25 protein-coding genes and 5 tRNA genes are annotated in these 21,027 nt (G+C 30.5%); 11 read left to right on the top strand and 19 right to left on the bottom strand.

Annotated features, from left to right (window positions below; all coding sequences use genetic code 11):
- Position 1: 1 nt before the first annotated feature.
- From rplA to ACIJYG_RS02615, 8 genes are all read right to left on the bottom strand, one after another.
- Complete coding sequence (rplA, locus tag ACIJYG_RS02650) at positions 2–691, bottom strand: 50S ribosomal protein L1 (RefSeq protein ID WP_435098266.1); 690 nt, start codon at positions 689–691, stop codon at positions 2–4.
- Positions 691–1,116 (bottom strand): 50S ribosomal protein L11, encoded by a 426-nt coding sequence (gene rplK, locus ACIJYG_RS02645; RefSeq protein WP_435088949.1) that lies wholly within the window; start codon positions 1,114–1,116, stop codon positions 691–693. Before rplK ends, rplA begins: the two co-directional genes overlap by 1 nt.
- Positions 1,116–1,646: a transcription termination/antitermination protein NusG gene (gene nusG, locus ACIJYG_RS02640; protein ID WP_435098263.1), complete on the bottom strand. Its 531-nt coding sequence runs from the start codon at positions 1,644–1,646 to the stop codon at positions 1,116–1,118. The genes rplK and nusG overlap by 1 nt, the downstream gene beginning before the upstream one ends.
- On the bottom strand, positions 1,646–1,837 hold the full coding sequence (gene secE / locus ACIJYG_RS02635; RefSeq protein ID WP_435098260.1) for a preprotein translocase subunit SecE: 192 nt from the start codon (positions 1,835–1,837) through the stop codon (positions 1,646–1,648). Before secE ends, nusG begins: the two co-directional genes overlap by 1 nt.
- 17 nt (positions 1,838–1,854) lie before the next feature.
- Positions 1,855–1,930: transfer RNA gene (locus ACIJYG_RS02630), tRNA-Trp, on the bottom strand.
- A 10-nt stretch (positions 1,931–1,940) separates the two neighbouring features.
- A complete protein-coding gene (gene tuf / locus ACIJYG_RS02625) occupies positions 1,941–3,131 on the bottom strand; it encodes an elongation factor Tu (RefSeq protein WP_435098257.1) in 1,191 nt (396 codons plus the stop codon).
- A 45-nt stretch (positions 3,132–3,176) separates the two neighbouring features.
- A tRNA-Gly gene (locus ACIJYG_RS02620) sits at positions 3,177–3,250 on the bottom strand.
- A gap of 45 nt (positions 3,251–3,295) precedes the next feature.
- A tRNA-Tyr gene (locus tag ACIJYG_RS02615) sits at positions 3,296–3,381 on the bottom strand.
- 128 nt (positions 3,382–3,509) lie between these two features.
- Here ACIJYG_RS02615 and rlmB point away from each other — a divergent pair.
- Both rlmB and ACIJYG_RS02605 read left to right on the top strand, forming a co-directional pair.
- A complete protein-coding gene (gene rlmB, locus ACIJYG_RS02610; protein WP_435098254.1) occupies positions 3,510–4,253 on the top strand; it encodes a 23S rRNA (guanosine(2251)-2'-O)-methyltransferase RlmB in 744 nt (247 codons plus the stop codon).
- A gap of 33 nt (positions 4,254–4,286) precedes the next feature.
- A tRNA-Thr gene (locus ACIJYG_RS02605) sits at positions 4,287–4,362 on the top strand.
- Positions 4,363–4,374: 12 nt separating this feature from the next.
- Here ACIJYG_RS02605 and ACIJYG_RS02600 read toward each other — a convergent pair.
- The 7 genes from ACIJYG_RS02600 to ACIJYG_RS02570 form a co-directional block, all read right to left on the bottom strand.
- A complete protein-coding gene (locus ACIJYG_RS02600) occupies positions 4,375–4,809 on the bottom strand; it encodes a CBS domain-containing protein (protein WP_435098251.1) in 435 nt (144 codons plus the stop codon).
- A gap of 157 nt (positions 4,810–4,966) precedes the next feature.
- Positions 4,967–5,674: a phytanoyl-CoA dioxygenase family protein gene (locus ACIJYG_RS02595; protein ID WP_435098248.1), complete on the bottom strand. Its 708-nt coding sequence runs from the start codon at positions 5,672–5,674 to the stop codon at positions 4,967–4,969.
- 6 nt (positions 5,675–5,680) lie between these two features.
- A complete protein-coding gene (locus ACIJYG_RS02590; RefSeq protein ID WP_435098245.1) occupies positions 5,681–6,451 on the bottom strand; it encodes an NAD kinase in 771 nt (256 codons plus the stop codon).
- A 4-nt stretch (positions 6,452–6,455) separates the two neighbouring features.
- Positions 6,456–6,541 (bottom strand) — tRNA-Leu (locus tag ACIJYG_RS02585).
- A 122-nt stretch (positions 6,542–6,663) separates the two neighbouring features.
- Positions 6,664–8,256: an aldolase catalytic domain-containing protein gene (locus ACIJYG_RS02580; RefSeq protein ID WP_435098242.1), complete on the bottom strand. Its 1,593-nt coding sequence runs from the start codon at positions 8,254–8,256 to the stop codon at positions 6,664–6,666.
- Positions 8,257–8,268: 12 nt separating this feature from the next.
- Positions 8,269–8,670 (bottom strand): gamma-glutamylcyclotransferase family protein, encoded by a 402-nt coding sequence (locus tag ACIJYG_RS02575; RefSeq protein WP_435098239.1) that lies wholly within the window; start codon positions 8,668–8,670, stop codon positions 8,269–8,271.
- Positions 8,671–9,420, bottom strand: coding sequence for a competence/damage-inducible protein A (locus tag ACIJYG_RS02570; protein ID WP_435098236.1), 750 nt, complete (start codon positions 9,418–9,420; stop codon positions 8,671–8,673).
- A gap of 20 nt (positions 9,421–9,440) precedes the next feature.
- On the opposite strand from ACIJYG_RS02570, the gene sfsA reads away from it, so the two are divergent.
- From sfsA to grxD, 9 genes are read left to right on the top strand one after another with little or no spacing between them, the layout of a single operon-like run.
- Positions 9,441–10,139 (top strand): DNA/RNA nuclease SfsA, encoded by a 699-nt coding sequence (sfsA, locus tag ACIJYG_RS02565; protein WP_435098233.1) that lies wholly within the window; start codon positions 9,441–9,443, stop codon positions 10,137–10,139.
- Complete coding sequence (gene map / locus ACIJYG_RS02560; protein WP_435098230.1) at positions 10,132–10,902, top strand: type I methionyl aminopeptidase; 771 nt, start codon at positions 10,132–10,134, stop codon at positions 10,900–10,902. The genes sfsA and map overlap by 8 nt, the downstream gene beginning before the upstream one ends.
- 3 nt (positions 10,903–10,905) lie before the next feature.
- Positions 10,906–12,198 (top strand): adenylosuccinate lyase, encoded by a 1,293-nt coding sequence (gene purB / locus ACIJYG_RS02555; protein ID WP_435098227.1) that lies wholly within the window; start codon positions 10,906–10,908, stop codon positions 12,196–12,198.
- Positions 12,198–12,983: a phosphoribosylaminoimidazolesuccinocarboxamide synthase gene (gene purC, locus ACIJYG_RS02550; RefSeq protein WP_435088920.1), complete on the top strand. Its 786-nt coding sequence runs from the start codon at positions 12,198–12,200 to the stop codon at positions 12,981–12,983. Before purB ends, purC begins: the two co-directional genes overlap by 1 nt.
- The gene (gene purS / locus ACIJYG_RS02545; protein ID WP_435098224.1) at positions 12,980–13,222 is read left to right on the top strand and encodes a phosphoribosylformylglycinamidine synthase subunit PurS; all 243 of its coding nucleotides are present in this window, start codon (positions 12,980–12,982) and stop codon (positions 13,220–13,222) included. Before purC ends, purS begins: the two co-directional genes overlap by 4 nt.
- A gap of 3 nt (positions 13,223–13,225) precedes the next feature.
- Positions 13,226–13,909 (top strand): phosphoribosylformylglycinamidine synthase I, encoded by a 684-nt coding sequence (gene purQ, locus ACIJYG_RS02540; RefSeq protein ID WP_435098221.1) that lies wholly within the window; start codon positions 13,226–13,228, stop codon positions 13,907–13,909.
- Complete coding sequence (gene purL / locus ACIJYG_RS02535) at positions 13,906–16,098, top strand: phosphoribosylformylglycinamidine synthase subunit PurL (RefSeq protein ID WP_435098218.1); 2,193 nt, start codon at positions 13,906–13,908, stop codon at positions 16,096–16,098. The genes purQ and purL overlap by 4 nt, the downstream gene beginning before the upstream one ends.
- On the top strand, positions 16,098–16,328 hold the full coding sequence (locus tag ACIJYG_RS02530) for a BolA/IbaG family iron-sulfur metabolism protein (protein WP_435091018.1): 231 nt from the start codon (positions 16,098–16,100) through the stop codon (positions 16,326–16,328). Before purL ends, ACIJYG_RS02530 begins: the two co-directional genes overlap by 1 nt.
- A complete protein-coding gene (gene grxD / locus ACIJYG_RS02525) occupies positions 16,328–16,666 on the top strand; it encodes a Grx4 family monothiol glutaredoxin (RefSeq protein WP_435086857.1) in 339 nt (112 codons plus the stop codon). Before ACIJYG_RS02530 ends, grxD begins: the two co-directional genes overlap by 1 nt.
- Before the next feature lie 3 nt (positions 16,667–16,669).
- Here grxD and rpsD read toward each other — a convergent pair whose 3' ends face one another.
- From rpsD to cysS, 4 genes are read right to left on the bottom strand one after another with little or no spacing between them, the layout of a single operon-like run.
- Positions 16,670–17,287, bottom strand: a complete 618-nt coding sequence (gene rpsD, locus ACIJYG_RS02520) for a 30S ribosomal protein S4 (protein ID WP_435098215.1) — start codon at positions 17,285–17,287, stop codon at positions 16,670–16,672.
- A gap of 40 nt (positions 17,288–17,327) precedes the next feature.
- Positions 17,328–18,041: an RNA methyltransferase gene (locus ACIJYG_RS02515; protein WP_435098212.1), complete on the bottom strand. Its 714-nt coding sequence runs from the start codon at positions 18,039–18,041 to the stop codon at positions 17,328–17,330.
- Between the two features lie 20 nt (positions 18,042–18,061).
- A complete protein-coding gene (gene cimA, locus ACIJYG_RS02510) occupies positions 18,062–19,663 on the bottom strand; it encodes a citramalate synthase (protein WP_435098209.1) in 1,602 nt (533 codons plus the stop codon).
- Positions 19,660–21,009, bottom strand: coding sequence for a cysteine--tRNA ligase (gene cysS / locus ACIJYG_RS02505; protein ID WP_435098206.1), 1,350 nt, complete (start codon positions 21,007–21,009; stop codon positions 19,660–19,662). Before cysS ends, cimA begins: the two co-directional genes overlap by 4 nt.
- Positions 21,010–21,027 lie beyond the last annotated feature (18 nt).

Below are 21,027 nucleotides of genomic sequence, written 5' to 3'. Positions count from 1 at the left end.
ACTATATCGACTTCCCTAGTTTAACTTTGTATGAAACACCCATTGATGACGTAACAAATGTGTTTTTAATTAAGTCCCCTTTTAAAGTGTTGTTTGATTTTTCTTTTTCCAATGCATCTAAAATTGCATGAAAGTTTTTTAATAATTGATCATCATGAAATGATTTTTTTCCAATACTCACACCTATATTTCCATCTTTATCATTTCTGATTTCAACTTGACCAGATTTAGCATTAGTTACTGCTTCTTTAATATTTTCTGATACCGAACCAAGTTTTGGATTTGGCATTAATCCTTTAGGGCCTAAAACTTTACCTAATTTAGAAAGTTTAATCATCATACCAGGTGTACATATTAATTTTTCAAAATTTAATTCACCACCTTTAATTTTTTCAACAAACTCATCACTGCCAACAATATCAGCTCCAGCATCTTTAGCTTCTTGAGCTTTATTATCTTCACAAACAACTGCAACTTTAACATTTTTTCCAGTACCACCAGGTAAGTTAACAACAGTTCTGATATTAACTTCACTTTTCTTTTGCTTGTTATTTATTTGAAAACTTAAATCTAAAGACTCATCAAATCTGGTTGTGCAATTTTTCTTAACTTCAGGTAATAAATTTTCAATCACCTCGGCGTTTAAATCTTTAGTTTTTTCAGGTAGTTTTTTATATCTTTTAGATGGCATTATTCTTTTACCTCTATACCCATTGATCTTGCTGAACCTGCTATAATTTTTACTGCCTCTTCTAAATCATGAGCATTTAAATCTTGCATTTTTTGAGTAGCAATATCTTCTAATTGTTTTTTTGATATTGATGCAACAATATTTCTTCCAGGTTCTTTTGATCCACTTTTACGTTTAACTGCTTCTTTAATAAAGAACGATGCTGGCGGAGATTTAATTTTAAAATCAAATTTTTTATCTTTGTAAACTGTAATTTCTACTGGAACAGGTTTTCCAGCCATTGATTTAGTTTTGTCGTTAAAAGCTTTACAAAATTCCATGATGTTAACACCACGTTGTCCTAAGGCTGGTCCTACAGGAGGAGCTGGGTTAGCTTGACCACCTTTAATTTGTAACTTTATAAATCCACTAATTTCTTTTGCCATTAACTTACTTTCTCAACTTGGTTATATTCTAAATCTACTGGTGTTGGACGTCCAAATATAGAAACTGAGACCTTAAGTCTAGACTTTTCTTCATCTATATCTTCCACCATTCCACTGAACGATGCAAAAGGACCATCAACTACCTGAACTTTTTCACCAATGCTGTACTCTATACCAGATTTTGGCTGAGCCACACCATCTTTTATTTGTCCTAAAATCTTTTCAATTTCTTTGTCTGAAACTGGTACTGGAATTCCTTTAGATCCTAAAAAACCGCTTACTCTCTTTAAATTCTTAATCATATGATAAATGTCATTGTCCATCTCGCACTTTACAAGCACATAACCAGGAAAATATTTCTTCTTTCTCTGAATTCTTTTTCCTCTTTTAACCTCTGTTACATCATGTGTTGGAACAATAATTTCCTCAAATTTGTCAGAAATTTTTGCTTTTTCAGCTTCTTCTCTGATTAAACCAGAAACTTTATTCTCAAAGTTAGAGTGTGATTGAACTATGAACCAATTTTTCATTAAATACTCACCTTAAGTAATAATTCTAAGAAAAACTTTAAAACTTGATCCAGAAGTAAGAAAAATAAAGACATCACAACTGCCATCGCAAACACCATTAAAGCACCTTGTAAAGTCTCTTTCCATGTAGGCCATGAAACTTTAAATGCCTCTTGTTTTACTTCCTGAATAAATTTAATTGGGTTTTTCATAATTTTTTAGCTCTAATTGGCAGGAGCGGAGGGACTCGAACCCTCAGCCTCCGGTTTTGGAGACCGGCGCTCTACCAATTGAGCTACACTCCTATTTATAGAGTTACTCTATAATTTTAGTTACTACTCCTGCTCCAACAGTTCTTCCACCTTCTCTAATAGCAAAGTTTAATTGTTCTGACATTGCAATCGGTGTAATCAACTTAACAGTAAATTTAGCATCATCGCCTGGCATAACCATTTCAGTACCTGCTGGTAATTCTACTTCTCCTGTTACGTCTGTTGTTCTAAAATAAAACTGCGGTCTGTATTTAGTAAAGAAAGGAGTATGTCTTCCACCTTCATCTTTTTTAAGTACATATGCTTGAGCTTCAAATTTAGTGTGCGGAGTAATTGAGCCAGGCTTACAAAGAACTTGACCTCTTTCGATGTCAGATCTTTCAATCCCTCTCAATAAAATTCCTACGTTATCACCAGCTTCACCTGAGTCTAAAAGTTTTCTAAACATTTCAACACCAGTACAAACTGATTTTTTAGTTTCTTTAATACCTACGATTTCAACTTCTTCACCAGTTTTAATTACACCTGATTCAATTCTACCAGTTGCAACAGTTCCTCTTCCTGAAATTGAAAATACATCCTCAACAGGCATCAAGAATGGTTTGTCAACATCTCTAGCTGGTTGTGGAATATGTTCATCAACAGCTTTCATTAATTCTAAAATTGAATTTTTTCCAATTTCATCATCTCTTTTTTCTACTGCTGCTAAAGCTGAACCTTTAACGATTGGAGTTGTTTCCCCAGGGTATTTGTAAGAAGTTAAAAGCTCTCTAATTTCTTCTTCTACAAGTTCGATCATATCTTTGTCATCAACTTGGTCTACTTTATTTAAGTAAACAACAATTGCTGGAATTCCAACTTGTCTTCCTAAAAGAATGTGTTCTCTAGTTTGTGGCATTGGACCATCAGCAGCGTTAACTACTAAGATTGCACCATCCATTTGTGCAGCACCAGTGATCATGTTTTTTACATAGTCAGCGTGCCCTGGACAGTCAACGTGAGCGTAATGTCTTTTTTCAGTTTCATACTCAACGTGAGCTGTTGAAATTGTAATTCCTCTTTCTTTTTCTTCAGGAGCTTTATCGATTTGATCGTAAGCTACTGCTGCTGCTCCACCTGCTTCTGCTAATGTAATTGTGATAGCTGCAGTAAGAGTTGTTTTACCATGGTCGACATGACCAATAGTCCCAATGTTACAGTGGGGTTTACTTCTAACAAATTTTTCTTTTGACATTACTTTTTTACCTCAGTTTTTGTTTTCATTAATAATTTTTTTTCTTGGAGCGGGTAAAGGGAATCGAACCCTTACATCCAGCTTGGAAGGCTAGCGTTCTACCATTGAACTACACCCGCACGACCCCAAGAGTAACACTCCACGTTACTTAAAAATTTATTGAGTGGTGGAGGGGGAAAGATTCGAACTTTCGAAGACCGAAGTCAACGGGTTTACAGCCCGCCCCATTTGACCGCTCTGGAACCCCTCCTCTGGGGAAGTGTCCCCTGTTCAATAAAGCTTCAAACAACAAGCGTTTTATATATTTTATTTATTCAAATGCAACACGTGATTTAATAAGAAAATATCCAAAAAAACGTGTAAAACTCATTAAAATATATGAATAAATCATCTTTTTTTATAGCTGGTCAACATGCTGTTATCGAAGCACTTAGAAATCCTGAACGGAAGGTTTTAAGAGTGTTTTTAACTGAAGATGCTAAGAAAAATATACACAGAAAAAATCCAAAAAAAAATGTTTTAGAAGACGTTAAAGTTTATTTTAAATCTAAAAAAGAATTAGACAAATATACATCTAAGGAACAATTAATGCATGGTGGCTATGTTGCAGAAATTGAACATTTAGATCAACCTGAATTAAAAGAATACATTAAAGAAAAAAAAGATTGTACTTTTGTTTGTTTAGATGAAGTAACTGACCCAAGAAATATTGGTTCATTAATTAGAAGTGCTGCATCATTTAAAATAGATGGTTTAATAATAAAAGAAAGACAATTTCCAAAAGATAGTAAGCTTATGTACAAGTCTGCAAGTGGTTGTATGGAGCATTTAAATATTTTTCAAGTATCTAATATAAACTCAACTCTTAAGAATTTAAGAGAAAGAAACTTTTGGGTCTATGGTTTTGATGCAAGAGGTGAAAAAGATTTTACAGAAATAAAATGGGAAGGAAAAAATGTTCTTCTTTTTGGATCAGAGGGTTTTGGTATGCGAGAGCACACAGGTAAATATGCAGATTTTTTTGTTAAAATTGATATGAATAAAGAGATTGAAAGTCTCAATATATCAAATAGTGCAGCAATAGTTTTTCATCATCTGAGTTTTTTAAAAAAAAAGAGTTGATTAATTAATAAATAGTTAATAGTTATGGCTTATGCCCTTGTAGCTCAGCTGGTAGAGCAATTGATTTGTAATCAATAGGTCCGCGGTTCGACTCCGTGCGGGGGCACCATCAAAATATATTTTAGCTAGTTATAAATCTTTGTAAGTGATCTATAAGTTCTTTTTGTTCTTTGATCATAATTTTTAAAACATCGCCAATTGAAATAATTCCAACAACTTTTTTATTTTCTAATATTGGTAAATGTCTTATTCTATGTTCGGTCATTAATTCCATACACTGATCAATTTTAAAATCACTAGTAACAGTAATTAATTCTTTGGTCATAACTTCGTCTAACAATGTATCTTTGCTATTCTTGCCTTTTAAAATAACCTTTCTTGCATAATCTCTTTCTGAAAAAATACCTATTTGAAAATCATTATTATCTACAACAATGATTGCACCTATATTCTTTTCTGACATCAAAATAAGTGCCTGCATTACACTTTGGTCTTTTGAAATAGTCCAAATTTTTCTATTTTTATTTAGTTTTAAAAAATTTTCTAATCTTGTCATTTTTTTATTATTAATAAAACCCTATCACTGTGTTCAAAGTGTGTATAGATTTGAAATAGTTTTCAATTAACGTTGGTACTATTTATCTTTTTAAATTTAGACTTTTGGTTAATAATTAATAGACCCCAGTTCGTATCCGTGCAGTAACACCACTTATCTAATTTTTTACAGGATAAATTTTATCAATTTTAAATGATGGCTTGCTATCAAAAATAAATTTATGATCAAATTTACTTGTTAGAGGCATAAACCTCATTGTCATTGCACGTCTAGAATTTGGAGAATTATTTTCTTTTGATCCATGAACCATATAAACATCATGTAATGATATTTGTCCTCTTTTAAGTAATAAGTTAACTGACTTAGAAATATCATACTCATTTTTGTTAAGTTCTTGATGCAATGTTAAATTTTCTTTGTTGTTTCTAGAATGATCTTTAAGTTTTTTATCTTTATGTGATCCTTTGATAAATCTTAGACATCCATTTTCTTCAGTTGCATCATCAATCGCTAACCACACAGTGCATGTTGCTAGTGGATTTATTGGCCAATATTGTCCATCTTGATGCCAAGGAGTTTCAAAGCCATTATGAGCAGGTTTTGCAAAAAAACTTGAGTTCCATAAAGCAAACTTGCTACCTAGTAATTGCTTAACAAAGTCTAATATTTCATCATTCAAACAATATTTTAAAAAACTTTCATCTTTTAAAAGAACAGCTGGACAATAATTTTTATACTCTGGAAATTTATTAATTAATTGATTGTGCTTCTCTTCAATCTCTAAAAGATCATATTCAGACATTTTAAAATCAGGAATTACAAAGCCGTCTTCTTGATATTGTTTGATTTGTTCTTTTGTTAACACTTTAAATTAAGTAGTTTCTCTTCTTAATTGTTCAATTTTTATTTTTTTTTGTAAACTTCTATTTTTGTCATAGAGAAGGTTAAATTTAATCTTATTGTTTGTCTTTACTATAATTGATTTAGCATTTCTAACTTCAAGATTATCTGCAACAGCACTGATGGGTCTTTTAGATGGATTTAAGTTTGTAATTACAATCTTTAATTTATCATTAACTATTTTACCCTTCCATCTTCTTGGTCTAAATGGGCTTATTGGGGCAATTGATAATTTTTTTGAATTTAGACTAAGTATAGGTCCATGCACTGATAAATTATAGGCTGTACTACCTGCAGGTGTTGAAACAAGAACACCATCCGAGACTAGTTTTTTTATAATTTGTTTGGATCCATGTTTAATCGATAATGAGGCAGCTTGTCTACTTTGTCTTAAAATTGACACTTCATTTATAGCTAGAGATTTTTTTATTTGATTATTCTTATTTTTAACAATCATTTCTAACGGCGAAATAGAAATCATATTTGCTTTTTTTAAATTTTTAATAATATTTTCTGAAGAAAATTTGTTCATTAAGAAACCATAATTCCCTGAGTTAATTCCATAAAATTGCTTATTTGAATTTTTATTCTTCTTTAATGTTTCAAGCATAAAACCGTCACCACCAATAACAATTACAAGATTATTTTGTTTAAACTGCTGACTATCTATTTTTTTTACTAATAGCTTTTTAATGTTTAAGGATTCTTTATTTTTATCAGAAATTATCTGAAACTTACTCATTTAGTGGTGCCCTCGGCCAGACTCGAACTGGCACTCCGCAAGCGGCAAGGATTTTAAGTCCTTTGTGTCTACCAATTTCACCACGAGGGCATTAATGAATTTCATGAGTGTTTATGCTAATATTTATAATTGAACAAGGGTAATAAGTAAAATTTTTTTATTTTATCTTTCTGTGTACAGGTTATCCTATGAAATCCTCTATATTGATGATTCTAAATCTTAAACTTCTTAATATTATAATTTGTGGGTGTTAACGAAACTATTTCTTTTGAATCTTTTTCTAATTTATAATTTTGTAAAATATCATCCATTTCAAATTTTTTAGGATTGTTCTTATTATATCCATCTAAACCAGCAAAAAAAATCTTTTTACATTGTCCGCTGCTACAGAATCCAAGTGAATACGTAACCGCCAAAGAATTTGGCAAAACAGCATATTTCTTATCAAATTTGAATCTATTATTTTTAACTTGGAGGCCAAAATCTAGTATTTTTTTTGAGTTTATTCTTGATTTTATATTTTTTGAAAAACTTGAAAATGGAGTAACCACATATTTATTTGATTTCTTATATTTATCAATATCTGCCAATAATCTTAGTGTATTGCAAACAACATTTGCATAAACATATTTTTTTGGAATTGGATTAATTGCGTTTAAAACAAAAACAATAGGCTTATTTACTTCTATAAATTTAATTATTTTTTTTTTGTATTTAATTACTGACTCACAGGGACCAATTATCAAAACATTTTGATTTTTAACTACTTTACTAGGTTCCCAGCTGCCTTTATTAACTCTATTATAATAGTTTTTTCCAAGAGCAATCAATTCTTTGCTGAATTTATTTCCTCCGACAGTGCTTAATCTTTTTAAATTTTCATATATATCATCTTGCTCAAAACGTGTGTCGCTTAACATTTCTTGAACAAATGATGGATGTATTGAATTCAATCCTGCATAATAATAAAATGGATTTGATCCCCATTTATATGTTTCTTTTAAAGGATCAAAGTATTTTTTTATCAAATTTAATAAATTTATTAAATTTTCTTTTTTTTTACTTAATTCTAAAATTAAATATTCGGTCTTTGTATTTCCAGGTCCTCTTCCCATACCAGTCACTGTACAATCTATCCAATTAACATTATTATAAATTGCTGTAATTGAATTTTCTAATGCTTTACCCATGTTATCATGAGTATGAATGCCAGTTGATTTTTTCCACAATGATTTTATTTGATAAATAATCTTTTTTGTTTTTGCGGCATCAAGACTACCCATGCTATCAGCAAAATATAATACATCTGGGTTTGCTTTTCTAACTTCTTTAACAGCATTTTTAATTTCATTAAAAGATAATTCAGGTATTTGCATAATATTAACACCAACCTTATACCCTGATTTTTTTAACCACTTAATAAGTGGCAATACTTCTTTTAGCTCATGATGATAGCATGCAATTCTTATTAGTGATATAATTGTATCTTTCTTTGGTTTAAAATTTTTTTTTGCCAAATCTATCAAATTTTTTTGCCCAATAAAATCTGATGCATTTACCATTATACCAATTTTTAAATTTTTAGGAATTTTTAAACTTTTTAAAAAACTTTCTTTTGAATAAGCGCAAGGTCCTTTAATTTTTACTTTATCTAAAAATCTAAATCCTATTTCAACATATTCAATTTTTATCATATCCATTACTTTTAGATATTCATTGATTAATTCTTTTTCAAAAAACCAATTATTATAATAACCACCGTCTCTTAGTGTGCAGTCTAGTAAATTGATTTTATTTATTTTCATAATTTAAATTTGTTAAGATTTTAACGCCTTCATAAGAGTTTTTTGATTTAGTTTACAATCTTTATAGCCCCTTTTGATAATATTTAAATATCTCTCAGTTGGAAATTTAAATATTGATTTTCTTACCATGATATAAGTCATTACTTTTTTTCCATAATAATAAAAATAATATTTTTTATATAAGTTAGGAAAATCTTCGTAAACATCAAGTTTTTTTTCATCACTTTTTGAAATTTCAAATAATCCACCAGGTACCATTGAATTTTTTTTAGGTTCAATATCTGCTGCTCCGTATTTACTTCTAAAGGTTAATTTAAAATCTTTAAGATTTATCTTTTTTATATAAACACTGTCTTTACATCTTCTTTTCATTTGAAAATGATGCAGGTTACTTCCGTAAGCAAAATAATGCATTTAACGATCTACTACTTCAATGTTTTTATCATTAACAAATTTTAAAATTTGTGATTTAGTGTTATCAATCTTGGATTGATCCTCTGATCTAATCACTATTGAAACTCCTAACTTTCCAGCTTGAAAAAAAGGATAGCTTCCAATTTCAACATTCTGATTATCATTTTGCACTTTAGTTAAAGAGACAGCAATTTCACTTTCAACAGTTCTTAAGCTTATAGTTAAACTTAAAATAGGAGCACCCCCAACAATTATGTTGGTTAATCCACCAATCATAGATTTTAAAATTGATGGAACACCTGGTAAACAGAACACATTTTCAACACTAAAACCTGGGGCACCACTTGTAGGATTTAAAATTAAATTTGCATTTTCTGGCATCCAAACCATCTTTTGTCTACCTTCATTAAATTCACCTGGCTTATAATAGGCCTCTAAAATTTTATATGCCTCTTTATGTATTTCATATTTTAGTCCAAATGCTTTTGAAACAGATTCTGCAGTAATATCATCGTGGGTTGGACCAATACCGCCTGTTGTAAAAACATAATCGTAAGTTGTCTTTAATAAATTAAGTGTATCGATTATTGTCTTTTCAATGTCTGGAATAACCCTAACCTCTCCCACTTTAACCCCAATTGAATTTAACCAAGTTGCTAAAGTTGAAGTGTTCGTATCTTGAGTTCGGCCAGATAAAATTTCATTACCTATAATTAATATTGCGGCATTAACTTTTGTGTTTTTAGTCATTTTAAATATATAATTTAAAAATGGAATTTACCAAGTCTTTAATAAAAGGCAAATTAATCAAACGTTACAAACGTTTTTTTACTGATGTTCAGCTAACAAAAGAAGTGGTTACCGCACATTGTCCTAATACAGGATCGATGAAAGGTCTGTTAGATGAAGGGAATGATGTCTATGTACTTCCTAATAATGATCCTAAAAGAAAACTTAAATACGGACTTGAAATTATTAAAACAAGAAAAAACCTAGTTGGTGTTAATACCCACATGGCTAACAGAATAGCTCAACATGCTTTAGAAAATAATCTTATTAAAGAACTTAAAAATTGCGATCTAATTAAACCAGAGGTATTTTTCAATAAAGAGACTAGATTTGATTTTTTAATTGAGAAAAATAAACGAAAGAGCTTTATAGAGGTTAAAAATGTTACCCTTTTTAGAAATAAAGACACAGCAGAGTTTCCAGATGCTGTGACAGCACGTGGCACCAAACACCTACTCGCTCTTATTGATGCCATAAAAAAAGGTTATAAAAGTTACTTATTATTTTTAGTTCAAATCCAAAACATGGAAAAGTTTAAGATAGCTAAAGATGTAGATGCTGAATATTATAAGAATTATCTAATTGCTAAAAAAGCAGGAGTTAACTTTTTAGCATATAGATGTGATATAAGTTCTAAAAAAATTTTTATAGATAAGAAACTAAAGATTATTGATGGGTGATTATAAAGAAAAATTTGAAAAAATGAGAGTTGCTGGAAAGTTAGCAGCTCAAACTTTAGATATGCTGACTGATAATATTAAAGAAGGTGTATCAACAGATCATATTGATAAATTAGGTTACGAGTTTATTAGAGATAACGGTGGATACTCTGCCCCACTTTATTATAGAGGTTTTACAAAATCTTTATGTACATCTTTAAATCACGTTGTTTGCCACGGTATTCCATCAGATAGAATTTTAAGAGATGGCGATGCAATCAATGTGGATGTTACAGCTGTTGTTGATGAACATTATGGAGATACTAGTAGAATGTTTTCAATCGGTAATACCTCTGTTAAATTAAATAATCTTATAGATACAACTCACGAGTCTATGATGAGAGCGATTAAGATATTAAAACCTGGAATTAGATTGGGAGATATAGGATATGAAATTCAATCATTCGTTGAAGATAAAGGTTTTTCAGTTGTAAGAGATTTTTGTGGTCATGGTATAAGTACTACGTTTCATGAACCACCCAACATCTTGCATTATGGGAGTAAAAATTCAGGTATGGATTTAAGACCTGGAATGACTTTTACAATTGAACCTATGATTAATACCGGCAAATATGATGTTAAAATGTTAAATGATGGTTGGACTGCTGTTACAAAAGATAAATCTTTATCAGCACAATTTGAGCATACATTGGGAATTACTGAAAATGGTTATGAAATCTTTACAGAATCTGCTAAAGGTTATTCAAAGCCCCCATACTTATAATTAATGATTAAAAGATACTCTCGAAAAGAATTAACTGACATTTGGTCAGAAGAAAATAAATATAAAATTTGGCTAGATGTCGAAGTTGCAGCTGCTGAAGCAATGGAAAAACTTGGTCAAATTCCAAAAGGAGTTGCTTCAGTTGTTAGAAAAAAAGCTAAAATAAATGTAAGCAGAATTCACAAAATTGAGTCTGAAGTTAAACATGATGTTATAGCCTTTTTAACTTCTGTTACTGAAAGAGCTGGAATTAAAGCTAGATACTTACACCAAGGAATGACTTCATCAGATGTATTGGACACCAGTTTTAACATTCAAATGGTTCAGTCTGGAAAGATAATCCTAAAAGACTTAGATCAAATTTTAAAAGCTCTTAAAAAACAGGCGAAGAAATACAAATTCACACCATGCATGGGTAGAAGTCACGGTATTCATGCTGAGCCGGTTACATTTGGTTTAAAATTGGCCTCGTTTTACGAAGAATTTAAGAGAAATAGAAGAAGATTAGTTGATGCAATAGATGAAGTATCAACATGTGCAATATCTGGTGCTGTTGGAACTTTTGCCAACATTAATCCCAATGTTGAAAAACATGTTGCCAAAAAATTAGGTTTAAAAGTTGAGCCAATTTCAACTCAAGTAATACCAAGAGATCGTCATGCTTTTTATTTTTCAGTACTAGGTATTATTGCTGGATCAATTGAGAGAGTTGCTGTTGAAATTAGACATTTACAAAGAACTGAAGTTTATGAAATGCAAGAATTCTTTTCAAAAAATCAGAAAGGTTCCTCTGCAATGCCACATAAAAAAAATCCAATATTAAGTGAAAACTTAACAGGGCTTGCAAGAATGGTTAGAAGCGCAGTAATTCCTGCTTTAGAAAATATTGCCCTTTGGCACGAAAGAGATATTTCTCATTCAAGTGTTGAAAGAAATATTGGACCCGATGCTAATATTACAACTGATTTTGCATTAGTCAGATTAACTAATATTTTAGATAACATGATTGTTTATCCAAAAAAAATGTTAGAAAATTTAAATATCACTAAAGGATTGATTTTCTCACAAGAAATAATGCTTGAATTAACAAAGTCTGGGTTAAGTAGAGAGCAATCTTATCGAATGGTTCAAAATTATGCTAAAAAATGTTTTGCTGAAGATTTAGATTTATTTGATGTTATTAGCTCAGATAAGTTAATTATGAGCAAAATCACTCCTAAAAAACTAAAATCTATATTTAGTTACGCAAAACACTTTAAAAATGTAAATTTCATCTTTAGAAGAGTTTTTAAATAATGAAAAAAGGAAAAAAACTATACGAAGGTAAAGCTAAAATCATTTACACAACAAATGATAAGAATTTAGTTATTCAATATTTTAAAGACGACGCTACCGCATTTAACAATCAAAAAAAATCTACCATAGAAGGAAAAGGTGTTTTAAATAATAGAATTTCAGAACATATCCTTTCAAATCTATCTCAGATAGGAATTAAAAATCACCTGGTCAAAAGACTTAATATGAGAGAGCAAGTAATTAAACTGGTTGAAATTATTCCAATTGAATTCATTGTTAGAAATGTTGCAACAGGATCTATTACAAAAAGATTAGGAATTGAAGATGGAACAATTTTAAAAGAGCCTCTAATTGAATATTGCTTAAAAGATGACAAGTTAGGCGATCCATTAATAGCAGAAGAGCATATATTAGCTTTTGATTGGGCTACTAAAAAGGAAATCGAGAAGGTTAAGAAAATGATTTTAAGAATTAATGACTTTATGATCGGCATGTTTAGAGGTGTTGGGATTAAACTAATTGATTTTAAATTGGAATTTGGAAGATTAAAGGTTAACGGTAAAGAAGAGGTTATTCTTGCTGATGAAATTAGTCCTGATACTTGCAGACTTTGGGACAGCATTACTGATAAAAAGTTAGATAAAGACAGATTTAGAAAAAATTTAGGTGATCTTATTCCTGCTTATACTGAGGTTGCTAAAAGACTTGGGATACTTCACGAACAATCAAATGTTTCTGCAGTAAATGTTACAAAATTATCTTCAGTTAAAAGGAAACGTAAATGAAAATTTCCGTAATTATTACGCTTAAAAAAGATGTACTAGACCCTCAAGGAAAAGTTATTCAGCAAACCTTGGATGGAATGGGATTTAATGACATCAATGAAGTAAGACAAGGTAAGTACTTTGAAATTGACACTAAAGAAAGTGATCCCAAAAAAGCTAAAGAAAAAGTTGAAGAAATGTGTAACAAACTTTTAGCCAATCTAGTTATTGAAAATTATAAAATTATTGATGCACAATAATTAATGAAATCATCTGTCATTACATTTCCTGGTTCTAATTGTGACAGAGATATGGACGTTGCTTTAAAAAAATTTGGATTCAAAAATAAGATGGTTTGGCATGATGATGTTGAGCTGCCAAAAAGTGATTTGGTTGTTTTGCCAGGGGGATTTTCTTATGGAGATTATTTGAGATGTGGAAGTATGGCATCAAAATCAAAAATAATGAAATCAGTGATAAACTTTGCAAACTCAGGTGGAATGGTGATGGGTATTTGCAATGGTTTTCAAATTTTAGTTGAAACAGGTTTGGTTCCAGGTGTTTTATTAAGAAACAAATACTTAGAATTTATTTGTAAAAATGTATTTGTTAAAATTAATGATAAAAAAAACACTTACTTTAAAAACATTGATAGTGAAGTTTTAGAGTTTCATATAGCTCATAATGAGGGAAACTATTTTTGCACCAACGATCAATTAAAAGAAATTGAAGATAATGAACAAGTAGCAATCAATTACTGTGATAAAGAAGGCAAAACTGAAGATGAATTTAATCCTAATGGATCCATTAAAAATATTGCAGGTATATTTAATAAAGAAAAAAATGTTTTAGGTATGATGCCCCATCCTGAAAGAATGATTGACCCTTCTCTATCAGGTGAAGATGGGTCTCTTTTTTTTAATAATTTAATTAATAATCTAAAATGATTGTAAACGAACAAGTTGCTATAGATCATGGTCTTAAAAAAGATGAATATGCAAAAATTTGTGAGCTACTTAAGCGAACACCAAATATTACTGAGCTAGGTATCTTTTCAGCAATGTGGAATGAGCATTGTTCTTATAAATCATCGAGACTTCACTTAAAAAAACTTCCAACCAAAGGAAAACAAGTCATTCAAGGACCAGGAGAAAATGCAGGAGTTGTAGATATTGGTGATAATGATGCAATTGTATTTAAAATTGAAAGCCACAATCACCCTTCTTTTATTGAACCCTATCAAGGAGCAGCAACTGGAGTTGGTGGAATTATGAGAGATGTATTTACAATGGGAGCACGTCCTATTGCTAATTTAAACTCTATTCATTTCGGATCGCCTCAACACAAAAAAACTAAAAATTTACTTAGAGGGGTTGTTCACGGTATTGGTGGTTATGGAAACTGTATGGGTGTTCCAACGATAGCAGGTCAAACTAACTTTGATAGCTCGTATAATGGTAATATTCTAGTTAATGCGATGACACTGGGGTTGGTTAAAAAAGATAAGATTTTCTACTCAAAAGCAGCAGGTCTAGGTAAACCAGTAATTTATGTAGGGTCTAAAACAGGACGAGATGGAATTCATGGTGCTAGCATGGCATCAGCTAGCTTTGATGAAAAAATAGAGGAAAAAAAGCCAACTGTTCAAGTTGGAGATCCATTTACTGAAAAACTATTACTTGAAGCTTGCTTAGAGTTAATGGCTGGGGACTCAATTATAGCAATTCAAGACATGGGCGCAGCTGGACTTACATCGTCAAGTATTGAAATGGCCTCAAAAGGAAATCTTGGAATTGAAATTAATTTAAATAAAGTTCCATGCAGAGAAGCTAAGATGACACCTTATGAAATTATGCTCTCTGAAAGCCAAGAGAGAATGTTAATCGTTTTAGAAAACGGTAAAGAAGACCAGGCTAAAAAAATATTTGATAAATGGAATTTAGATTTTGCAGTAATTGGTAAAACAACTAAATCTAAAAAGATTGAGCTGTTCTTTGATAATGAACAAGTTGCAGATATTCCAGTTAATACTTTAGTTGAAAATTCACCAATGTATGACCGTAAATGGAAAAAAGCAAAATTACCTAAAAAGAATAAAATTAAAAAAGAAGATCTTAAAAATTTAAAAATTATAGATGTGTTAAAAAAAGTTTTATCTAATCCAAATGTTTGTAGTAAAGAATGGATTTGGCAACAATACGATCATACAGTTATGGGTGACACTATACAAAAACCAGGTGGTGACTCTGGTGTTGTGAGAGTTCATGGAACTGATAAAGCAGTTGCAGCATCGGTTGATTCATCTGCTGTATATTGTTGGGCACATCCTTTAACTGGAGGAAAACAAGTTGTTTGTGAAAGTTTTAGAAATCTAATTTCTGTAGGTGCAAAACCAGTTGCTATTACAAATTGCCTAAACTTTGGTAGCCCTGAAAATGAAGAAAATATGGGTGAATTTGTTGAATGTGTTCAAGGAATTGGGGAAGCTGCTGAATATTTAAAATTTCCAGTCGTTTCAGGAAATGTATCTTTTTACAATCAGACAAAAGAAGAGGGTATCAAACCTACCCCATCTATTGGTGGTGTTGGCTTAATCAAAGATTATAACAAAATGATTACAATGAATTTTAAAGAGGTTGATAATATCGTTTTAGTAATTGGAAAAACTGAAGGACATATTGATCAAAGTTTGTTTGCAAGAAACATATTAGATGAAAAAAATGGTCCTCCACCAGAAATCAATCTGTTTAATGAAAAAAATAATGGAGAAACTTTATTAAAGTTAATAGATGTGGGTCATATTAAAAGTGCTCACGATGTATCTATTGGTGGGATAATTACTGCAGTTGCGAAAATGTGTATTAAAGGAAACAAGGGAATTAATCTTAAAAAACCAAAATATCTAATTAATGAAATTGAATATTTTTTCGCTGAAGATCAAGGTAGATACGTGATCGAAGTAAACAAGGATAGTCTTAAAAAAGTGACTGATATTTTAAATAAAAATGCAGTTCATTATGATGAACTTGGAACAATTAATAAGGATCAAATGTTTATTAACGAAAAGACAAAAGTAACAATTGACGAATTAAGAACATCGAATACAAATTGGTTAACAAATTATATGAGCAAATAATGGCAATGGATTTAAAAGAAATTGAGAGTTTAATCAAAGAAGCTTTGGCTGATGCTACAGTTGAAATTCAAGATTTAGCTGGTGATGGCAATCATTATTCAGCAACAGTAACTTCTGCGCAATTTTCAGGTAAAAGCAAAATTGAACAACACAAAATGGTATATAATTCTCTAAAGGGTAAAATGGGAAATGAATTACATGCCTTAGCAATTAAAACAAAGGAGCAATAATGGATGATAATACAAAAAATTTAATTCAAACTCATATTGATAGTAACGAAGTATGTTTATTTATGAAAGGTACGCCTGATGCTCCTCAGTGTGGTTTTTCAATGGCTGTATCTAATATGTTAAAAATTCTTGAAGTTAATTTCCAAGGTGTAAATGTTTTAGAAGATCAAAATGTTAGAGAGGGAATTAAAACTTTCAGTGACTGGCCTACTATCCCACAACTTTATATCAAAAAAGAATTTGTTGGCGGCTGTGATATCGTAAAAGAAATGTACGAAAGTGGTGAATTAGCAAAATTGCTTGAGACTAAGGGTATAAGTTTTAAAGCTAAAAATTAATTATTATCTAGAGTAATATTCAATTACTAAGTTTGGCTCCATCACAATTGGATAAGGAACTTCTTCAAACTTAGGTACTCTTACAAATTTAACTTTTTTGTTTTTCTCATCCATTTGAATGTATTCTGGTGTTTCTCTTTCTTTACTAGCTAAAGCAATATCAATGATTGCTAATTGCTTAGATTTATCTCTGATCTCAATTGAGTCTTCTTCTTTAACTATGTAGCTACCAATATTAACTTTTTTACCATTCACTCGTACGTGACCATGGTTAATTAATTGTCTTGAAGAAAAAACTGTTGTTGCAAATTTTGCTCTGTAAATAACTGCATCCAATCTTCTTTCAAGTAAACCAATTAAATTTTCACCAGTATCACCTTTAAGCATAACAGCTTTTTTATAAATATTTCTAAATTGTCTCTCGTTAATGTTACCATAGTAAGCTTTTAATTTTTGCTTAGCTTGCAACTGTGTTCCGTAATCTGATGGCTTACCTTTTCTACCTTGACCGTGTTGTCCTGGTCCGTAGTCTCTTTTATTAAAAGGACTCTTTGGTCTTCCCCATAGATTGGCTTTTAATCTTCTATCTACTTTATGTTTAGAGTTTAATCTTTTTGTCATTTGATAATGGGGTTTATAAGCTTACAGGCTATTTTGTCAATCAACGTTTTTTACCCAAACTAGCGAATACACTGGCTAATATGCGCGTTTCTTTAGCTGATAATTCCATTCTGTAGAAAATATTTCTAAGATTTTCTAGCATAATAGGTTTCTTCTCCTTTGGTTTGAAGAAATTGATGCCATCTAAGTTTTGAATGCATAAATTGGTCATTGAATGTATCTCTTTTTTTGAGGCAGCTTTAACCTTTTTGGATTTTTTAAAATTGGAAGTCTTAGATTTTATGATGCTTGAGACATGCTGAGCAATGATAATTAAGCTATGAGATAAATTTAAAGATTTGAATTCAGGATTAGTTGGAATTTGTAACGTGTAATTTGCATAACTCACTTCATTATTCGACAAACCTGATGCTTCAGATCCAAAAAGAAATGCTACTTTTTTGGTGAAATCAATCTTTTTTAAGTCTTCTAATTGAATATGTTTAATGTTTTTGTTTCTAAATCTAGCAGATGTTGCAATGACATAATCTATATCTTTTAGTGCAGACTCTAAGGCATCAAACACTTTACTCTTATTAACTATATTTTTAGCACCAACAGAAGTTGCTAAAATTTTATCATTAGGAAAAATAGGTTTTGGATCAATAATTGACAGTTTTTGAAAATTAAAGTTCTTCATCCCTCTAGCACATGCACCAATATTTTCTGATAACTGAGGCTTATGTAAAATAAAAGTAATATTATTTGATGACATTATTTATGATAAATCAAAACTTATAGGCTAGCTGGAGCCTTATCCTTAAATAATTTATAATCCAAACTATCAACCAATGCTTTAAATGATGCATCAATTATGTTTGGTGAAACACCTATGGTAAACCAGTTAATACCTTTAGAGTCTGTGCTTTCAATTGAAACTCTAGTTACTGCTTCAGTACCTGTATTTAAAATTCTTACTTTATAATCAACTAGTTTTAAGTCTTTTAAATACTCAGAATATTTAGCAAGCTTATTTACATTTTTTCTAATCGCATTATCAAGTGCATTTACAGGTCCATTACCCTGTCCTTCACATAATATTTTTTGACCATCAACCTCTAATTGAGCTTTAGCGTGAGAAATGATTTCACCAGTAATATCTTTTTTAACTGATACATCATACTCATTAATTAATATGTATCGCGGGATATCGCCTATCAATCTTCTAGCTAATAATTCAAATGAAGCGTCTGCTCCATCATAACTATAACCAATAAATTCTCTGTCTTTAACTTCACTTAAAAGTTTTTTAATTTTTGGATCATTTTTTTCGATTTGGATGCCAATAGATTTTAATCTAGACATTATGTTTGATTGACCAGCTTGGTCTGAAACAACAATGTTTCTTGAGTTTCCTACTTCCTCAGGTTCAATATGTTCATAAGTTTTTGGATTTTTTTGAACTGCAGAAACATGCATTCCACCTTTGTGTGAAAAGGCAGAAGCTCCCACATAAGGCAAATGTTTGTTAGGTTTTCTGTTTAATAATTCATCCAATAATCTTGAGCATTGAGTTAGATTTTTTAAATTTTCTCGTTTGATATTAAGTTCAAATTTATTACTAAAATCCTTCTTTAAAAACAATGAAGGAATTAAAGACATTAAATTTGCATTACCACATCTCTCCCCTAATCCATTGATAGTTCCTTGGATTTGTCTAACCCCTGCTTGAACAGCAGCCAAACTATTTGCTACAGCATTTTCAGTGTCGTTATGAGCATGAATACCTAAATTGTCACCTGGAATATGTTTTGTAACTTCTGATACAATTTTTGATACTTCGTATGGAAGAGTTCCACCATTCGTATCACACAAAACAATCCATCTAGCGCCTTGATCAAACGCTATCTTAAGGCATTTTAATGCGTAATCTGGATTTGATTTATATCCATCAAAAAAATGTTCAGCATCAAACATAAATTCTTTACCTGAGCCAACTATATGTTTTGCACTTTCGCTAATATTTTCTAAATTTTCTTCATTAGTGATTCCAAGTGCTACATCAACTTGAAAATCCCAAGATTTTCCAAACAAACAAACTGATGAACTTTTTGAATTAATTAATGAAGCTAACATTGGGTCATTTTCCGCACTATGCTCTGATTTTTTGGTCATACCAAATGCAGTTAATTTAGCATTTTTAAAACCATGATCTTTATTAAAAAATTCAGTATCTGTTGGATTGGCTCCTGGCCAACCACCCTCAATATAATCAACTCCTAAGTTATCAAGTGAATTTGATATTTTTTCTTTATCATCAATTGAAAAGTCGACACCTTGAGTTTGAGCACCATCTCTTAACGTGGTGTCAAAAATATATAGTTTTTCCTTACTCATTTAAATTTCCAAATTGTTTTACCATTTTTATCTTCTATTAAAACACCTTTATCAAAAAGGTAGTTTCGTATATTATCGGCTTCTTTATAATCTTTATCAGCTCTAGCTTTATTTCTAAGCTCTATCTTGCTTTTAATTTCTTCTTCTAAAATATCTGCTTTATCTTTTTTATAATTTAACCACACCTCTTTGGTTTCTTGAAGTAAGCCTATGAAGTTACAAGCTGAATTAAATATTTGTTTGTCTTCATCATTTCCTTTATTAGCTTTTTCATAAAGTTTATGTAAATTTGCAATATAACCAGGTGTATTTATATCGTCATACAAAGGTTGGATAATTTCGTCATTAACATCTTTGTTTGACGGCATATAAACATTATACCATTTATCAATCGTATTTTGACAATCCTCTAATAGTTTATCATTCCAATCCAATGGCTGTTTGTAGTGCGCGCTAATTAAAGCCAATCTTAAAATTTGTCCACTAACTTTTTTTCTAAAATCTTTTATCTTTAATATATTTCCTTGAGATTTTGCCATTTTTTCATTGGACATAGTGATAAAAGCATTATGCAACCAATAATTTGCAAAAACCTTAGTTTCATTTGCACATCTTGATTGAGCTATTTCATTTTCATGATGTGGAAAAATTAAATCTATTCCTCCTCCATGTATATCAAATTCATTACCTAGAAATTTCTTAGACATTGCTGAACATTCTAAATGCCAACCTGGTCTACCTTTTCCCCATGGAGAGTCCCAAGATGGTTCATTTTCTAAAGAAGGTTTCCATAACACAAAATCCTCAGAGTTCTTTTTGTTGTCACTTACTTCAACTCTTGATCCAGCAACTAAATCCTCTAACTTTTTGTTGGATAATTTTCCATAGTCTTCAAACTTTTTAACTTCAAAATAAACATGTTTATTATTTTCATAAGCAAAATCTTTTTTGATTAATTCAGAAATCATTTCAATCATTAAATCTATATGTTCTGTCGCTTTAGGTTGTTGTGTTGGTGCTTCACAATTTAGATAATTACAATCTTTATCAAAACTTTTGATTACAGTTTCAGTTAAATCTGAGATAGATATTTTCTTATCATTTGATGATTTGATTATTTTATCATCAACATCTGTAATATTTCTTACATAAGTCACTGAAGAAAATTTACTCTTGAGTATTTTGAAAAGAATATCAAAGATAACTATAGGTCTAGCATTACCGATATGGGGGTCATCATAAACTGTAGGACCACAAACATACATGCCTATATTTTTTTCATCTATTGGAACAAATTTTTCTTTCTTATTACTTAGATTGTTTGTTAAAAAAATATCTTTATTCATCGTTTTAGAAATATACTT

Source organism: Candidatus Pelagibacter bacterium nBUS_27 (genome assembly GCF_051200985.1).
GTDB lineage: Bacteria > Pseudomonadota > Alphaproteobacteria > Pelagibacterales > Pelagibacteraceae > Pelagibacter.
Note: the sequence above shows the minus strand (reverse complement) of the source record. Positions and strands in the feature narration are given on the sequence as shown.

Coding starts and splice junctions, on each gene's coding strand:
- rplA (WP_435098266.1), bottom strand. CDS start 691: ATGCCATCTAAAAGATATAAAAAACTACCTGAAAAAACTAAAGATTTA.
- rplK (WP_435088949.1), bottom strand. CDS start 1,116: ATGGCAAAAGAAATTAGTGGATTTATAAAGTTACAAATTAAAGGTGGT.
- nusG (WP_435098263.1), bottom strand. CDS start 1,646: ATGAAAAATTGGTTCATAGTTCAATCACACTCTAACTTTGAGAATAAA.
- secE (WP_435098260.1), bottom strand. CDS start 1,837: ATGAAAAACCCAATTAAATTTATTCAGGAAGTAAAACAAGAGGCATTT.
- tuf (WP_435098257.1), bottom strand. CDS start 3,131: ATGTCAAAAGAAAAATTTGTTAGAAGTAAACCCCACTGTAACATTGGG.
- rlmB (WP_435098254.1), top strand. CDS start 3,510: ATGAATAAATCATCTTTTTTTATAGCTGGTCAACATGCTGTTATCGAA.
- ACIJYG_RS02600 (WP_435098251.1), bottom strand. CDS start 4,809: ATGACAAGATTAGAAAATTTTTTAAAACTAAATAAAAATAGAAAAATT.
- ACIJYG_RS02590 (WP_435098245.1), bottom strand. CDS start 6,451: ATGAGTAAGTTTCAGATAATTTCTGATAAAAATAAAGAATCCTTAAAC.
- ACIJYG_RS02580 (WP_435098242.1), bottom strand. CDS start 8,256: ATGAAAATAAATAAAATCAATTTACTAGACTGCACACTAAGAGACGGT.
- ACIJYG_RS02575 (WP_435098239.1), bottom strand. CDS start 8,670: ATGCATTATTTTGCTTACGGAAGTAACCTGCATCATTTTCAAATGAAA.
- ACIJYG_RS02570 (WP_435098236.1), bottom strand. CDS start 9,420: ATGACTAAAAACACAAAAGTTAATGCCGCAATATTAATTATAGGTAAT.
- sfsA (WP_435098233.1), top strand. CDS start 9,441: ATGGAATTTACCAAGTCTTTAATAAAAGGCAAATTAATCAAACGTTAC.
- map (WP_435098230.1), top strand. CDS start 10,132: ATGGGTGATTATAAAGAAAAATTTGAAAAAATGAGAGTTGCTGGAAAG.
- purB (WP_435098227.1), top strand. CDS start 10,906: ATGATTAAAAGATACTCTCGAAAAGAATTAACTGACATTTGGTCAGAA.
- purC (WP_435088920.1), top strand. CDS start 12,198: ATGAAAAAAGGAAAAAAACTATACGAAGGTAAAGCTAAAATCATTTAC.
- purS (WP_435098224.1), top strand. CDS start 12,980: ATGAAAATTTCCGTAATTATTACGCTTAAAAAAGATGTACTAGACCCT.
- purQ (WP_435098221.1), top strand. CDS start 13,226: ATGAAATCATCTGTCATTACATTTCCTGGTTCTAATTGTGACAGAGAT.
- purL (WP_435098218.1), top strand. CDS start 13,906: ATGATTGTAAACGAACAAGTTGCTATAGATCATGGTCTTAAAAAAGAT.
- ACIJYG_RS02530 (WP_435091018.1), top strand. CDS start 16,098: ATGGCAATGGATTTAAAAGAAATTGAGAGTTTAATCAAAGAAGCTTTG.
- grxD (WP_435086857.1), top strand. CDS start 16,328: ATGGATGATAATACAAAAAATTTAATTCAAACTCATATTGATAGTAAC.
- rpsD (WP_435098215.1), bottom strand. CDS start 17,287: ATGACAAAAAGATTAAACTCTAAACATAAAGTAGATAGAAGATTAAAA.
- ACIJYG_RS02515 (WP_435098212.1), bottom strand. CDS start 18,041: ATGTCATCAAATAATATTACTTTTATTTTACATAAGCCTCAGTTATCA.
- cimA (WP_435098209.1), bottom strand. CDS start 19,663: ATGAGTAAGGAAAAACTATATATTTTTGACACCACGTTAAGAGATGGT.
- cysS (WP_435098206.1), bottom strand. CDS start 21,009: ATGAATAAAGATATTTTTTTAACAAACAATCTAAGTAATAAGAAAGAA.